Annotated in this window: 15 protein-coding genes, 6 tRNA genes and 2 pseudogenes; 16 read left to right on the forward strand and 7 right to left on the reverse strand. The window is 67.5% G+C overall.

What is annotated here, in order from left to right:
- Positions 1-108 precede the first annotated feature (108 nt).
- Positions 109-693 (forward strand): TetR/AcrR family transcriptional regulator C-terminal domain-containing protein, encoded by a 585-nt coding sequence (locus ACFWN2_RS26270; RefSeq protein ID WP_382431653.1) that lies wholly within the window; start codon positions 109-111, stop codon positions 691-693.
- Between the two features lie 21 nt (positions 694-714).
- On the opposite strand, the gene ACFWN2_RS26275 is transcribed toward ACFWN2_RS26270, so the two are convergent.
- Positions 715-1,638: an oxidoreductase gene (locus ACFWN2_RS26275; protein WP_382431655.1), complete on the reverse strand. Its 924-nt coding sequence runs from the start codon at positions 1,636-1,638 to the stop codon at positions 715-717.
- Between the two features lie 167 nt (positions 1,639-1,805).
- Between ACFWN2_RS26275 and ACFWN2_RS26280 the strand changes: the two genes are divergently transcribed.
- Both ACFWN2_RS26280 and ACFWN2_RS26285 read left to right on the forward strand, forming a co-directional pair.
- A complete protein-coding gene (locus ACFWN2_RS26280) occupies positions 1,806-2,726 on the forward strand; it encodes an oxidoreductase (protein ID WP_382431657.1) in 921 nt (306 codons plus the stop codon).
- A 51-nt stretch (positions 2,727-2,777) separates the two neighbouring features.
- Positions 2,778-4,058 (forward strand): lipase family protein, encoded by a 1,281-nt coding sequence (locus tag ACFWN2_RS26285; protein ID WP_382431659.1) that lies wholly within the window; start codon positions 2,778-2,780, stop codon positions 4,056-4,058.
- Positions 4,059-4,121: 63 nt separating this feature from the next.
- Here ACFWN2_RS26285 and ACFWN2_RS26290 read toward each other — a convergent pair whose 3' ends face one another.
- A complete protein-coding gene (locus ACFWN2_RS26290) occupies positions 4,122-4,859 on the reverse strand; it encodes a chitinase (protein ID WP_382431661.1) in 738 nt (245 codons plus the stop codon).
- A 375-nt stretch (positions 4,860-5,234) separates the two neighbouring features.
- Between ACFWN2_RS26290 and ACFWN2_RS26295 the strand changes: the two genes are divergently transcribed.
- From ACFWN2_RS26295 to ACFWN2_RS26320, 6 genes and pseudogenes are all read left to right on the forward strand, one after another.
- A complete protein-coding gene (locus ACFWN2_RS26295) occupies positions 5,235-5,360 on the forward strand; it encodes a hypothetical protein (RefSeq protein ID WP_382431663.1) in 126 nt (41 codons plus the stop codon).
- Positions 5,361-5,400: 40 nt separating this feature from the next.
- The gene (locus tag ACFWN2_RS26300) at positions 5,401-6,507 is read left to right on the forward strand and encodes a hypothetical protein (RefSeq protein WP_382431665.1); all 1,107 of its coding nucleotides are present in this window, start codon (positions 5,401-5,403) and stop codon (positions 6,505-6,507) included.
- A 300-nt stretch (positions 6,508-6,807) separates the two neighbouring features.
- Positions 6,808-6,969: a hypothetical protein gene (locus ACFWN2_RS26305; protein ID WP_382431667.1), complete on the forward strand. Its 162-nt coding sequence runs from the start codon at positions 6,808-6,810 to the stop codon at positions 6,967-6,969.
- Positions 6,970-6,993: 24 nt separating this feature from the next.
- Positions 6,994-7,425 (forward strand): annotated as a pseudogene (locus tag ACFWN2_RS26310) (family 16 glycoside hydrolase); the annotation flags it as partial.
- Positions 7,314-7,595: pseudogene (locus tag ACFWN2_RS26315) on the forward strand (ricin-type beta-trefoil lectin domain protein); the annotation flags it as partial. The pseudogenes ACFWN2_RS26310 and ACFWN2_RS26315, both read left to right, overlap by 112 nt.
- Positions 7,596-7,644: 49 nt before the next feature.
- A complete protein-coding gene (locus ACFWN2_RS26320; protein WP_382431669.1) occupies positions 7,645-8,358 on the forward strand; it encodes a ricin-type beta-trefoil lectin domain protein in 714 nt (237 codons plus the stop codon).
- A gap of 369 nt (positions 8,359-8,727) precedes the next feature.
- On the opposite strand, the gene ACFWN2_RS26325 is transcribed toward ACFWN2_RS26320, so the two are convergent.
- Positions 8,728-9,060, reverse strand: coding sequence for a hypothetical protein (locus ACFWN2_RS26325; protein WP_382431671.1), 333 nt, complete (start codon positions 9,058-9,060; stop codon positions 8,728-8,730).
- A gap of 44 nt (positions 9,061-9,104) precedes the next feature.
- On the opposite strand from ACFWN2_RS26325, the gene ACFWN2_RS26330 reads away from it, so the two are divergent.
- Positions 9,105-9,803 (forward strand): hypothetical protein, encoded by a 699-nt coding sequence (locus ACFWN2_RS26330; protein ID WP_382431673.1) that lies wholly within the window; start codon positions 9,105-9,107, stop codon positions 9,801-9,803.
- 312 nt (positions 9,804-10,115) lie between these two features.
- Here the strand turns inward: ACFWN2_RS26330 and ACFWN2_RS26335 are convergent.
- From ACFWN2_RS26335 to ACFWN2_RS26350, 4 genes are all read right to left on the reverse strand, one after another.
- Positions 10,116-10,187, reverse strand: a tRNA-Val gene (locus ACFWN2_RS26335).
- Between the two features lie 56 nt (positions 10,188-10,243).
- Positions 10,244-10,666 (reverse strand): TIGR02611 family protein, encoded by a 423-nt coding sequence (locus ACFWN2_RS26340; RefSeq protein WP_382431675.1) that lies wholly within the window; start codon positions 10,664-10,666, stop codon positions 10,244-10,246.
- A 22-nt stretch (positions 10,667-10,688) separates the two neighbouring features.
- A complete protein-coding gene (locus tag ACFWN2_RS26345) occupies positions 10,689-11,477 on the reverse strand; it encodes an anti-sigma factor domain-containing protein (protein ID WP_382431677.1) in 789 nt (262 codons plus the stop codon).
- Positions 11,474-12,094, reverse strand: coding sequence for an RNA polymerase sigma factor (locus ACFWN2_RS26350; RefSeq protein WP_382431679.1), 621 nt, complete (start codon positions 12,092-12,094; stop codon positions 11,474-11,476). The genes ACFWN2_RS26345 and ACFWN2_RS26350 overlap by 4 nt, the downstream gene beginning before the upstream one ends.
- 256 nt (positions 12,095-12,350) lie before the next feature.
- Between ACFWN2_RS26350 and ACFWN2_RS26355 the strand changes: the two genes are divergently transcribed.
- The 6 genes from ACFWN2_RS26355 to ACFWN2_RS26380 all read left to right on the forward strand — a co-directional run bounded on the left by ACFWN2_RS26355 (position 12,351) and on the right by ACFWN2_RS26380 (position 13,493).
- Positions 12,351-12,776 (forward strand): SsgA family sporulation/cell division regulator, encoded by a 426-nt coding sequence (locus tag ACFWN2_RS26355; protein WP_030477975.1) that lies wholly within the window; start codon positions 12,351-12,353, stop codon positions 12,774-12,776.
- Positions 12,777-12,883: 107 nt separating this feature from the next.
- Positions 12,884-12,956, forward strand: a tRNA-Gly gene (locus ACFWN2_RS26360).
- Between the two features lie 40 nt (positions 12,957-12,996).
- Positions 12,997-13,068, forward strand: a tRNA-Cys gene (locus ACFWN2_RS26365).
- Between the two features lies 1 nt (position 13,069).
- Positions 13,070-13,141: transfer RNA gene (locus ACFWN2_RS26370), tRNA-Val, on the forward strand.
- Positions 13,142-13,347: 206 nt separating this feature from the next.
- A tRNA-Gly gene (locus ACFWN2_RS26375) sits at positions 13,348-13,420 on the forward strand.
- Position 13,421: 1 nt separating this feature from the next.
- Positions 13,422-13,493 (forward strand) — tRNA-Val (locus tag ACFWN2_RS26380).
- Positions 13,494-13,569: the final 76 nt, after the last annotated feature.

Consider the following 13,569-nt stretch of genomic DNA (forward strand, 5'->3'; position numbering starts at 1 on the left):
CTCCCTATCAGTGATAGACAACTGGCCGTCAGCATTGCCTATCAGTGATAGATCGGTCAAGGCCTATCGGTGATAGGCGAGTTCGGTCACCGGCGATAGGGTGCCGGGGTGACGAAGCTGGATCGCGGGACCATCGTGAACGAGGCGCTCGCTCTGCTCGACGAGCTCGGACTCGACGCGGTGAGCACGAGGCAGTTGGCGAAACGCCTTGGCGTGGAACAACCTTCGCTCTACTACCACTTCCGCAACAAGGCCTCCCTGCTCCAGGCGATGGCGGAGGCCGCCATGGCCGGCCACGCGGCAGCACCCCTGCCGGAGCCCTCGGACGACTGGCCCGGCTGGCTCGCGGAGAACTCGCGCAGCTTCCGGCAGGCGCTGCTGGCGCATCGCGACGGCGCACGACTCCACGCCGGAACAGCCCCCCAGGGCGCCGATCTCTCACGCGCACTGCGCAAACTCGAGTTCCTGGTCTCCGCGGGGCTGCCCGAGCACGACGCGCGGATCGCCATGCTCACCACCGGTCACTTCACCGTCGGCAGCGTGCTGGAGGAACAGGCGGACGCCGCAGAGGGTCAGGTCGACGGTCCCGGCCTGGACCGGACCGAGGCGTTCGAGGCGGGACTGGCGCTGATCATCGACGGTGCCGCCCGACGCGCCGGCCACCTCGCTGACACCCGTTCGCGGGATTCGTGACACCGCAGCTTCGCTGCGGTGTCAGAGAAAGCTGATCCCGGTCAGGGCTTCGGAGGCGGTCCACAGCGCGCGGCCGAACGCGGGGTCGGCTGCCTGGCTGCTGGGCTGGACCTCGACGGCGTGCCCGTTCAGCTCGTCGGGGCTGGAGGGCCCGAAGAACTGGCCGCCGCGCACATCGGGCGCCGTGGCGGCGTAAAGCTGGGGCAGCGCGCCCTGTTCGACCGGCTGTGCGGTTCCCAGCGAGCTGTTCCGCGCCATCTCCTGCTCGCGGGTGTCGAGGTGCTGGACGGCGCGCGGGGTCAGGTTCGACTCGGTCAGCCCGGGGTGGGCCAGCACGCTGATGACCGGCGAACCGGCGGCGCGCAGGCGGCGGTCGAGTTCGAGGCCGAACGCGGTGGTGGCGAGCTTCGACCGGCGGTAGGCGGTGCTGCCGTCGTAGTCGCGTTCGGACATGAGGTCGTCGAGGTCGAGGGTGACGGTCTTGTGCACGATCGAGCTGAGGCTCACGATCCGGGGCGCGTTCCCGCGGCTGACCGCGTCCAGGAGGAGGCCGGTGAGCAGGAAGTGTCCCATCATGTTGGTGCCCATGTGCAGCTCGAACCCGTCGGCTGTGGAACCGTGCGGCCCGAGGATGACCAGCCCCGCGTTGTTGACCAGCAGGTCGATCGCGGTGTGGTCGGAGGTCAGGTCCGCCGCGAACGTCCTGACCGACTCCAGTGAGGCCAGATCCAGCCTGCGCACCTCGAGTTCGGCGCCGGGAGCGGACCGCCGGATCTTCTCGGCCGCCTTGTCACCGGCGTCGGTGTCGCGCACCGCGAGCACGACCTTCGCACCGTGCCGGGCGAGCTCGGTCGCGGTGACCAGCCCCAGACCGGAGTTGGCGCCGGTGACGACGGCGACGCGGCCGTTCTGGCGGGGGATGTCCCCAGTGTTCCAAGTGGACATCGTGAAGCTCTCCTCGTGTGTGCGACGTTCGATGGAACCAGCATCACGGCGGGTGTGAACGTCAAGGTAGGACTGGGATTCCCAGGGAAGCGAGTACCACCGAGATCCGGCAAAGTCTCCCTAGATTCAGTCTCGAACCACGAATCGACTCACCCGGGAGCGCCACCATGCACGGCTGGACCACCGACCGCATTCCTGACCAGAGCGACAGGACGGCCGTCGTGACCGGTGCGAACTCCGGTCTGGGCCTGAGCACCGCCACCGAACTCGCCCGGCACGGGGCGAAGGTCGTGCTCGCCGTGCGCAACCTGGCCGCGGGAGCGAACGCCGTCGCCGAGATCAGGAAAACGGTTCCCAGCGCCGAACTCGAAGTCCGCAGGCTGGATCTGGCGTCACTCGACTCGGTGAAAGAGTTTGCCGTCGAACTCACCGCGGACATCCCCGCGATCGACCTCCTGGTCAACAACGCGGGAGTCGTCCTGCTCGGTGAGCGTCGCACCACTGTGGACGGTTTCGAGCTCCACCTCGCCACCAACCTGCTGGGCCAGTTCGCGCTCACGGGCCTGCTGCTCGACGCGCTGAGCCGCGCAGAGGCCGCCAGGGTCGTGCACCTGAGTTCCCTGTCCCACAAGAACCAGGTCCTCGACTTCGACGACCTGATGTCCGAAGTGGACTTCAACGCCAGCCGCGCCTACGGCCGCTCGAAGCTCGGCACCACCGCGTTCGCGCTGGAGATGGACCGGCGCCTGCGTGCAGCGGGATCCCCCGTGATCAGCGTGCTGGCCCATCCCGGCCTCACCAGCACCAACCTCACCCCGCGCGCCTGGGAGGGCAGGGGCCTCGTCGGCGCCATCTCCTCCAGGCTCTTCCTGCTGCGCACCCAGCCGGTCGAGCGAGGAGTCTTGCCCCAGCTCTACGTGGCAACCGCCCCAGACGTGCGCGGCGGCCAGTTCTTCGGCCCGTCCGGCAAGGGAGAACAGCGCGGCGACGTCACCGAGGTCCGTCCCAGCGCCGAAGCCACCGATCCCACCACCGCCAAGAGGCTGTGGGACGTGGCCCAGGACCTGACCGGTGTCACCTTCCTCTGAGACGGCGACGCCGGTCCGAACAGCAAGAACCGAATGATGACAAGGAGTGCGATGCTCACCCGCCTGCGGAGGTCTTCCCGGCTGGTGCTCGTGGCGGCGATCGCCACCACGACGCTCACCACGGCGACGGTGGTTCCCGCCGTCGCCACCTCCACGACCGCGCTGTCGTACTCGGCCAAGGGCGACCCGCAGGTCGTCACGCCGGACGACGACCCCTTCTACGACGTACCGCCGAGGCTGGACCACAAGCGCGACGGCACCGTGCTGCGCGCCCGGACGCTGCCGGCCGGCGCACTGGCGACTCCGGCGCCCGCACAGGTCTGGCAGTTGCTGTACAAGACCCGTGACAACGCCGGCAAGGCCTCCGCCACCGTCGGCACACTTCTGGTTCCCACCGCGCGCTGGCGCGGCGAGGGAGACCGTCCGCTGCTGTCGTACCAGACCCCGGAGGACGGCCTGGACACCACCTGCGCGCCGTCCTACCTGCTGCGCGCGGGATCGAAGACCCTGGACCAGGCCTCCGAGGGCCAGGCCAACTTCGACCGCGGCCAGGTCGCGGACGCGGTCAAGCGCGGCTGGGCGGTGATCGTCTCCGACTACGAGGGCCCCCGCTCGCAGTTCCTCGGAGCAACGGGCACCGCCGCCGGCGTGCTCGACGGCATCCGCGCCGCGCGGAACTTCGGCCCCGCACACGTGAACCACAAGAGCCCCATCGGTCTGTGGGGCTACTCCGGCGCCGGCTACGCCACGACCGTCACCGCCCAGAAGCAGGCCGAGTACGCCCCCGAGCTCAAGATCAGCGCGATCGCCGCGGGCGGCGTCATCGCAGACCTGAACGCGGCGCTCCACAACGCGGAGGACAAGCCCTTCTCAGGCCTCATCCCCTTCGCGGTCGCCGCGATGGACCGCTCCTACCCGGACGCGAAGGTCTACCAGTACGCCAACGAGGCGGGCCGTGCCGCGGCCGACAAGGTCGCGCACGGATGCCTCGGCGGTGCCTTCGCCGCAGGCCCGCAGTTCGCGAAGATCTCGCAGTTCGAGGAGTCGCCGGGCTCGCTCACCTCGGGCACGTTCCGCGACATCATGCACAGCACCAGCCCGGTGGGCTTGAGCGGCAACCCGACCGCGCCCATGTACATGTACCACGGCACCGCGGACGAACTCCTCCCGATCTCGGCCGCCCGTGAGCTGTACGGGCAGCTCAAGGCGCGGGGCGTCGACGTGGTGATGACCGAGCACGAGGGACAGAGCCACTTCGCCGACCAGTCGTTCGGTGTCGCCGGAGCCGTGTCCTTCCTGCAGAAGCACTTCGAGAAGGCCGCCCGGCGCTGACCGGCTCCCAGGAGGCGCGGCGCGAGGGCCTTTCGCCTGAAAGGCCCTCGCGCCGCGTTCAGGTCAGCAGGACAGGTTGTTGCCGGTCGGGACCCCGAGGATCCCGGTGATCTGCGTGTACTTGTCGATCCGGCTTTGCACCTGCGCCGGGTTGCCGCCGTTGCACTCGATGGAGCCGTTGATGCTGCGGATGGTCTCACCGAAGCCGCGGCCGTTGACCATCGCGTCGTGCGGCGTCATCGTGCCGGGGCCAGTCTGCGTGTTCCAGTACCAGAGACCGGTCTTCCACGCGACGGCCGCGTCCTGCTCGACGAGGTAGGGGTTGCCGAGCAGGTCAATGCCGAGGTTGTCTCCGGCGGCCTTGTAGTTGAAGTTCCAGCTCAGCTGGATCGGCCCGCGGCCGTAGTACGCGGCCTGACCCGCGGGACAGCCGTAGGGCTGGCCGGCGTCGCAGTAGTGCGGGTAGTTCGCCTGGTTCTGCTCCACGATGTGGACGAGGCCGCCGGTCTCGTGGTTCACGTTGGCCAGGAACGCCGCGGCTTCCTGCCTCTTCACCGTGTCGTCGCCGGTGTTGGCGAAGCCGGGGTAGGCGTCGAGGGCCGCAGTCAGGCCGCTGTAGGTGTAGAAGCTGTTGCGGCCGGGGAAGATCTGGTTGAACTGATCCTCGCTCACCACGAAGGAAGCGTCCGATGTGGACGGTTGGGCGGACGAGGTCGTGGCGGGCAGCACCAGCGCGCCGGTGACGGCGACGAGTGCTGCTGCGGCCACTCCGGCGCGCTTCAAGAACCGGGGTGTCGACATTCGGAACTCCTCTTGTCATGCCGGTCGTGCGCGGTACGACCGATCCCGTTTGACTACGGCAATAGGTATGGACCAATCGTCGGGTCGTGAAACCGCTCTCACGGCAAGAGGCCGCGTCTGGCCCAGTGATCGCTCCGCTATCTGGCAGTGAGTAGGGGATGAGTGGGCCGAACGGATGACGAACGAGGGCCGGAGGGAAGTGATCTCTCTACTTTCCGTAGAGATGCTTCGGCCGATGTAACGGCCAGCCGGGTGGCCTTGTAGGCCGGTGGAGCCTCCGCGCGCCAGTGTTCTGCAGCGGCGCGAAGGTGCTTGCCGCGGCGAACGGTAAGGTCGTCGTCCTTGATCGCAATGTGCGACAAAGGGGATGGAGACTTGAGCAGCACGGACAAGCCGCTGGCAGGCCGGCCGCTCAGCTACCGCGCCGACCTCCTGCTGCCGGGCGCCGGGCGCGACCGCGTCGGCCCAGCGCCGCAAGCGTCCCCGAGGTGCTCGACCTGAACAGGCCCGGCCACGCCGAGGTCCGGGGACCGGTGCATCGGTGAGCCTGACCAGCCAATTGCACCGCGGTGAGGTCGGCCGCTGGTGCGCGGTGACGTTCCCCGGCACTTCCGAGGCCGTCCGCCAGGTCGTCGCAGCCGCCAAGTCCACCGGCAAAGGCCTGGTCCGACCTGCTGGACGGCCCGATGGGCGCCACTGGGCCGACATCGGCGGAGCGCTCGGTCAACGTCTGGCGGACCTGGTCGACCCCGCCCCGCCCTACGGTGCGCTGCTGGGCATGATCCGGGCCGGATGGCTGACGTTCGCCCAGGCGCACGCCGAGGCCGCCGCGTACCCGAGCCACCAGGAGTTCGACGCCGAACACCGTGCCCGCGCACTGTCCTTGCGCCGCACCCCGGACGGCTGGCTCGACCTGGGGCCGACCGGTGACGTCCGCCGCGCCGACCAGGCCGCCGGTGCCGCACTGCGCGACCTCCTGGCCCGCACCCGCACCTACCAGGCCACGCACACACCGGTCGGGCAGTTCGGCACGAACGGCGCTGAGGCCGGGCTGGCTCGCTCCGCGTGGGTGATCTCCGCGTGCGAAGGCATCTACCGCTCCGGCGAGGTCGACGAGCGACTCGCTCGCGTACTGCGCACCGGAGGCCGCCCCGAAGACCTGCGCGTCCTGCCCGGCGAGCAGGCGGTGACCGAGCTGGTCGAGCTGGCCTGGCGCGCCCGGGACACCGCGCTCGACGAGTTCCGGCGCCTCGCGGGCAATCCTGGACCAGGCGTTCCCCTCGGAGTCGCCGCGCCCACGTTCGTGCCGAACTGGGCCGACGGCGACCTGCTCGTGGGCACCGGCACCGAGACCTTGCTCGTCGACGTCAAGACCGTGATGTCGGTGGCCGACCCGGACAAGGTCTCGCGGTGGCTGTGGCAGATCCTGCTGTACGCATGGCTCGACACCGACGACCTCAACCACGTCCGCGCCGCAGGGCTCTACCTCGCGCGGCACGGAGCCCTGATCACGTGGGGGCTCGACGAGCTCGCCGGGCTGCTGCTCGACGACACCAGCGCCGGCCACAGGAAACAGGTTCGCCGCGAGTTCGAGGCACTCGCGGCCAAGGTCATCACCGCCGAGGGCGGACGCTTCCCCATCGCCTGAACGACGCACCCGATCACGTCCGCGGCCCGTACCGCTCGAAGTGCCACAAGTCCGATTCGTCTCCTTTTGACCATCCACATTGGACTCCGCAGTACGTGTAATGATGCCTGCTGTGCGGGTGGAGTTCGAGGTCCTGAACGAGATCAGGGTGCGCGTCGACGGTGTCGTGGTGGACCTGGGAGCGGTACGGAAACGTGCGGTGCTCGCCGCGCTCGTGCTGGAACCGGGGCGCCCGGTGACGGTGGACCAGCTCGTCGACCGGGTCTGGGGTGATCACCCGCCGGGCAGGTGCTCACGAGCGTGCGCAGTTACGCGTACGCCGCCCGCACGATGAGCATGGACTACACGGTGAAGCTCGACTGGAAGGCCACCGACACGTCGTCCGACTCCGGAGTGTTCGTGCTCTTCGACGATCCGGGCGCGGTCGCGACCGCACCGCAGGACCGCGGCGTGCAGGTGTAGATCTCGTCGACCGCCGCGGGCACGATCACGCCGGGCCGCCGGCAGGACGTCTCGGCCGCGAAACCGGTGGGGGAGTGGAACACCTACGAGATCACCGTCGCGTTCAACACGGTGACCGTGGTCCTCAACGGACAGCGGGTCAACCAGTACACCGTCACCGACACGAGCCGCTGGCACAACGACGGCTACATCGGCCTGGAGAACAGCGGCACCGCCTCGCCGGTGAAGTTCCGCAACGTCAGAGTCAAGCGCAACACCGCGGTGCGCAACGGCGAGATCGTCGGCATCAACAACCGGTGCGTGGACATCCCCGGCAACAGCACGTCCGCCGTGCAGCTGCCGATGTGGGACTGCAACAACTTCCCGAACCAGCGCTGGACGTTCCTCGGCGACGGCCGCATCACCAACCTGGGCCGCTGCCTCGGTGTGGAGAACGATGGTACCGCGGCAGGAACGGCGGTGACGTTGCAGGGTGCACCACGGAGAACCCGCAGCAGTGGGTCGTCCGCCCGGACGGTGCGATCGTCAGCATCCGAGCGGGCAAGTGTCTCACGCCCGCAAGCTCGGACCGCAGCGCGTCGCTGAAGATCCAGGACTGCTCCGGCGCCGCGACACAGGTGTGGCGAACCCCGGACCAGCACGGCCAGGGGGCGCGTTCTACAGCCCGTCAGGTCTGTGCATGGACATCAACAACAACGACGCGAACACCAAGAAGGTGCAGCCCTGGGGTTGCAACGGCGGTCCCGCCAGTGGTGGAGCATCGTCGGCGACGGCCGCATCGCGTCGTCAGGCCGATGTCTGGACGCCACGAACGGCGCGGTGACGCTGGCCGACTGCAACGGCACGCGCAACCAGAAGTGGACCGCCGCACCCGACAGCACGGTCGTGAACGAGCTGACGAACCGCTGTCTCACCGCGGCGTCCGCCACCAACGGTGCCGCCTACACCGTTCAGGACTGCACGCGCGGTCCGCTGCAAACCTGGAGGTTCAGTGCGACGACTCTGTGGACCGGAGTCCTGGAAGGGGTCGGCGGCAAGTGCGCCGACGTCAAGGGAGAGAACCCGGCCAATGGCCTCATCTGGCTCTGGCAGTGCTTCGGCCTGGTCGGTGAGACCTACCTGGGCCTGAATGACGGCACGATCCGCACCATGGGCGTGTGCACCGACAACGGCGCCGTCACCAACGGCACCGCGGTCGGCGTCGCCAACTGCCACAACGGTTTGAGCCAGCAGTGGTCGATCCGGCCCAACGGCACGGTCGTCAACATCCAGTCCAACCGGTGCATGGACGTGGAGGCGGGCAACACCGCGAACGGCACCAAGATCCAGCTGTGGGACTGCCTCGGCACTCCGCAGCAACGGTGGTCGGTGCCGCTGCGGGCGGCCTGACCGGCGACGCGGGAGGCGGGTTCCACCCCAGGCCTCGCCTCCCGCGTTCGCCCCTGAGGCGGGTCTGCGCAGCCACAGCGCTTTACGCGCGCAGGACGGCTTTCAGGTTGACCGAAACCTGGGGCCAAGAGGACTGGGTGAGCTGGTCCCATACATGAGCGCTCGCGTGTGGCGTGGTCGCAGTACGTGTCCGTTCAAGACCGCTGACCTGGGTTGGCGTTCAGCGCGAACGGGGCTTGCTCCTAAGGCTCATCGGCTCTGTCCGCCTGGGCAGGCCGTGCACGTTCGGCGGAGTCAGAACGGGTGGCGTACGGACGGTCGCGGTTCCCTCGTCGCGCCGGCACGCCACCCAGATCGCCTGAACGCCGCTCAGCAGGCCTTCACGGCCACGGTGTGCACCCGGCCGGAGATGTTGAGGATGGTCACGGTGTCCCAGCTGCCGTTCGCGGTGACGTTGTACTTGTAGCCGGAAGGCACCTTCTGGCTGCGCTTCGTGCCTGCAGGGACGTCGCTCTGCTGCACGACGAGCCGGCCCGACCTCGTCCCGCTGGCGTAGATGATCGAGTAGAGCGTGGGGCCGGAGCAGTTGTTGGTCCAGTTGATGTAGCCGTAGCTCTCGGCGGACGCCGGACCGGCCGTGACGGCTAGGCCGCCGAGGGCCAAGGCCAGGGAAGCGAGCAGGACGGGCAAGCGCTGACGCACGTGTTCTCCTTCGGGTTCGAATGGACCACCTGCAGTCAACACCCATGCTGTTGATCACCACATCGGTCGTTCGCACCACAAATCGGCTGAAATTCGATGGATTCCGGCGTTCGGTCTCGCGCGCCACTCGGCGCGCAGAACTCCAGCGCCAAGTCCGGATCGCGTGGTGCCTCGACGTAGGCGGCGTGGGCGAGGCGGGAGATCGCGGACGAGGTCGCCTGACTTATGCCGCCGCGCGGCGCGCGGTACGGCGCTACAAGGTCGGTGTCGAGGCTCTGTCGGTGCCGAGGCGGAACCACAACACGTGGACGCCGGAGCAGATGATGGTGTTCCTCGACTACGTGCAGCACCACCGCTGGTACGCCTTGTGGGTCCTTGAGGCTTCCACAGGAGTGCGCCGTTCAGAGCTGTGCGGCGTGGAACTCACGGCCTTCGATCTGGTGAGAGAACTCGTTCGTACGGCCGAGAGCACGAGGGCGATCGCTGGTGGAAAGGCGCTCAAGGGCACCGGTAAAAGTCAGAAGAGCCGTCGATCCTTGGCGCTGGACAGCTTCACCTGTGGTGCCCTGGCCGTCCACTTCCAACAAATGGAGAGGGAGAAGGAGGAGTGGGGCGGACTCCTACCAGGACCACGGCCTGGCGTTCTGCTGGGAAGACGGTCGGCCGATCTACCCGGACACCATCACCGAGGAGTTCAACCGGATCGTCGATTTCCTCGGGCTGCCGAAGATTCGATTCCATGACGTACGCCGCACCTGCGCGACGATCGCGCTCCGAACTGGCGTGCACCTGAAGATTGCCAGCCTCTGCTTGGACACGCGACCGTGGCGTTCACCCTCGACACGTACTCCGCCGACATCGAGGACCTTGATCGCGACGCCGCCGAGGCAGTGATTGGTCTGTTCCTGCCGCCCTAGCAGAAGGGACTGGCCTGACGTGCAACGACGCCGGTTTACTAGCACTTTTACTACCGAGGCCCCCAGGACAGGGTTCTCACGGTATGCAAAAAACCCGAAAGACTCTGACCTTCGCAGGTCAGAGTCTTTCGGGTTGTGTGGGCGATACTGGGATCGAACCAGTGACCTCTTCGGTGTGAACGAAGCGCTCTCCCGCTGAGCTAAACGCCCGTGTTCTGTTGTCTTGCTGTTCCGCTCTCGCGGTGTGGCCATAGCCTACAACATCATCAACGAGAACCAAAAATCGGGCTCTGCAACCAGGTCCACTCGACGCCGAACCAGCCTCCGACCAGGGCGAACACGTTGAGGAAGTAGCAGGTGACGAGGACGATGGCGCAGACGCCCGCCATCACCAGGCCGCGGACCCAGGACGGCTGGCGCTTGAGCCACTCGACCCAGCGGTCGTAGTAGCGCTTGGCGAACTTGAGGACTCGGCCCGCCCACTCGAACTCCGTGGCGAGGATGGCCAGGCCCGCGAAGACGACCAGCCAGCCCGGGCCGGGGTACGGGATCATGATGATGCCCGCGATCAGGACCACGCCGCCGATCACGCCCACGCCGATGCGGTACGCCAGGTTCAGGGCCGGGTTCCGGTGGAACCAGTGGCGCCAGCCCTTGTGCTCCTCGGGCTTCGCGTCGGGCTTCGTCATGTGTCGATCATCCTGTGTGGATTCAGGCGGGTGCAACCTGACCGCCTGCCAGCACCTCCGAGGGTTTCGGAGGGGCCTGGCGGCCTGGTTCGAGCGACACCGCGAAGGTCGTGTGCTTGTGCGCGTCGGACGACCAGGCCAGCAGTTGCGGGTCGGTCGAGCCGGCTCGTACGTCGAACACCGCCAACGGTACCGGCGCTGTGGTGCTCGCACCCCAAACTACGTAAACGTGGCCCGAGTCGTTCGGTTTCAGGTTCTTCGGCATCACGGCGGCGGAGGTCGGGTTCGAGAGGACCACGGCCACCTCGTTGCCTGTACTGGTGCGCAGGACCGCCCTGTTCGTGGACGGGTCCGCGGCCAGGGAGAGGGCCTTGTTCAGGTCGTCCGTGCGGGTTTGAGCGGCCGTCACCTCGCCCGAGAGCTGGTTGACGCGCACGCCCAGGTAGCCGCCGCCCGCGATGACGGCGAGTGCTGCCGCGGCGGCCAGCAGTACGCGGCCGGTGCGGCGGCGGTGGCGCGGGCGCAACGGGGTCGGGGCCGCGTGGCGCGGGGTGTGCGGTGCCTGCGCGGGTGGTTCCTGGGGGATGTGCTCGATCTGTTCCATCAGCCTGGCGCGCAGGCGTGGTGGTGGTTGCTCCTGGCGGACCGCGCCGCCGATGCCCGCCAGCACCTCCTGCGTCGCCTGCACCGTGCTCCTGCACGTGGCGCAGGTCGGCAGGTGGTCGCGGACCAGTGCTTCCTCGTCGGGCTCCAAGGAGTGCATCGCCCAGCCGACGGCGAGCTCCTCCTGAGCGCACAGGTCGCCGTTCACCGGTGAGCTCCTGTCGTTTCGCCGGTCTCGCCGGCCCACAAGTTCCCCAACGTGCCTCTGAGACGTCTTATCGCCGCGAAGGTTCGCGACTTCACGGTGCCGAGCGGTACGCCTGTCAGTTTCGCCACTTCGCACTGCGTGTAGCCACCGAGATAGGCGAGGGCTATCACCTGGCGTTGCTCTTCGGGCAACGTGTGGAGCGCCGCTCTGACCTCCGCGCTCACCACGCTGACCAACGCCGCGTGGTCGGAGCCCTCTACGGGAGGGGACGCGTCGTCCGTGAGGGGAACAGTTCGGCGACGCTGAGTGTTCTCCTTACGTACGGCGTCGACCGCGCGGTGGTGCACCAAAGTCATCAACCAGGTGCCGAAACTCCCGCGGGCGGGGTCGAACCTGGCGGGGTGCCGCCAGAGCGCGAGGAAGGCCTCCTGGACGACGTCCTCGGCCAGTTCGGGATCCACGCAGATGCGCCTGGCCAGCGAATATGCTGGCGTGCCGTACCTGTCGTACAGCTCAGCGAACGCCGTCCGATCGCCCTGTGCGAGTCTTTGCACGAGCTCGAAATCGGTCGGCCGACCGTCGCGTGTCGCGACGGGTGGACCGGGCGAGTCAGCCACCAGAGATGTCCTCACGTCCAACATTCGCGCAACAGCCGGTACCGGGTTCAGGTTAGACCCAGCAAGATGGGAGTCGCTGAACGCGGGCTAACGAGCGAGGAGGACACGGAGCGCGTGCAAACCGTCGCGTTACGCAGTCAAGCTGACCCGATGGGGTGATATGCGCCCGTTCTGCGAGCGTTCCTCGCCACATGCACGTCACAACTGAGGTGCTCGGTCGTTTCATTGACCGGGAAGGGAGAAGAGGGTAACGACGATGCGCAACGATCACGTGACGCTCCGCTCGACAGCGGTCTTCGACCTGCTGGCGCCGAGGACCCCTGCGGTCCCGGTTCAGGTGGAGCTGCGATACGACACGAAGGACCCGTACGCGGTCGTCGCCGCGTTCCGCACCGGCCGCGCCGGTTGGGTCGAGTGGGTCTACGCCCGCGACCTGCTCGCAGACGGTCTCATCGCCGACGCCGGCGACGGTGACGTCCGGATCCGCCCCGCCGCCGATGACCCCGAGGTCGTCGTGATCGAGCTGAGCTCGCCGTCCGGGCACGCCATGTTCGAGGCTTCCGCCCAGGAGCTCGCCGACTTCCTCGACCGCACCTATGACGTCGTGGTGCCGGGCAACGAGCACCTCTGGGTCAACGTGGACGAGGCGCTCACGCACCTCATCTCGAACGATCTGAGCTGAATAAACCGAGGTAGGGGGCCCGCGAAGGCGATGCGGGCACCCCCGGTGAAACCCGCTTGAACCCCTCGTATAAGCTTTGTTTCAACATCACGAAGTCAGTGATGTACGCGGATGTAGCGCAGTTGGTAGCGCATCACCTTGCCAAGGTGAGGGTCGCGAGTTCGAGTCTCGTCATCCGCTCTGTGGTTTCACGGCGTTCGCGTCGTGGGGTCATGCTCCTGGCGGAGTGGCCGAGTGGCTTAGGCAAGGGCCTGCAAAGCCCTGTACACGGGTTCGATTCCCGTCTCCGCCTCGGACGATTAGCTCAGCGGGAGAGCACTACCTTGACACGGTAGGGGTCACAGGTTCAATCCCTGTATCGTCCACGTAGGACTCGGGGCGGGTTGGTTCGCGGAAAGTGCGAACCAACCCGCCCCGAAGTGTTTTCCGGGGAGTGCAACGCTCCGGCGCCGTCCAGGGTTGGCCCCTGGCAGTGGTCACGCGGGGCCGGCAGGGCTCAAGATCAGCCGATTTGGAACTTCGGGGACCGTCGGATAAAGTTCCTCTCGCGCCACGGGAAACCAGGCGCAACGCGGATGTAGCGCAGTTGGTAGCGCATCACCTTGCCAAGGTGAGGGTCGCGAGTTCGAGTCTCGTCATCCGCTCGGACGATTAGCTCAGCGGGAGAGCACTACCTTGACACGGTAGGGGTCACAGGTTCAATCCCTGTATCGTCCACTCTCGCGGAAGCCCCCGATCGAACATGATCGGGGGCTTCTCGCTGTTCGGGGCGCAGTTCGGCCGCCCAGTTCCT

Origin of the sequence: Lentzea sp. NPDC058436, from assembly GCF_042721515.1 — a bacterium.
GTDB lineage: Bacteria > Actinomycetota > Actinomycetes > Mycobacteriales > Pseudonocardiaceae > Lentzea.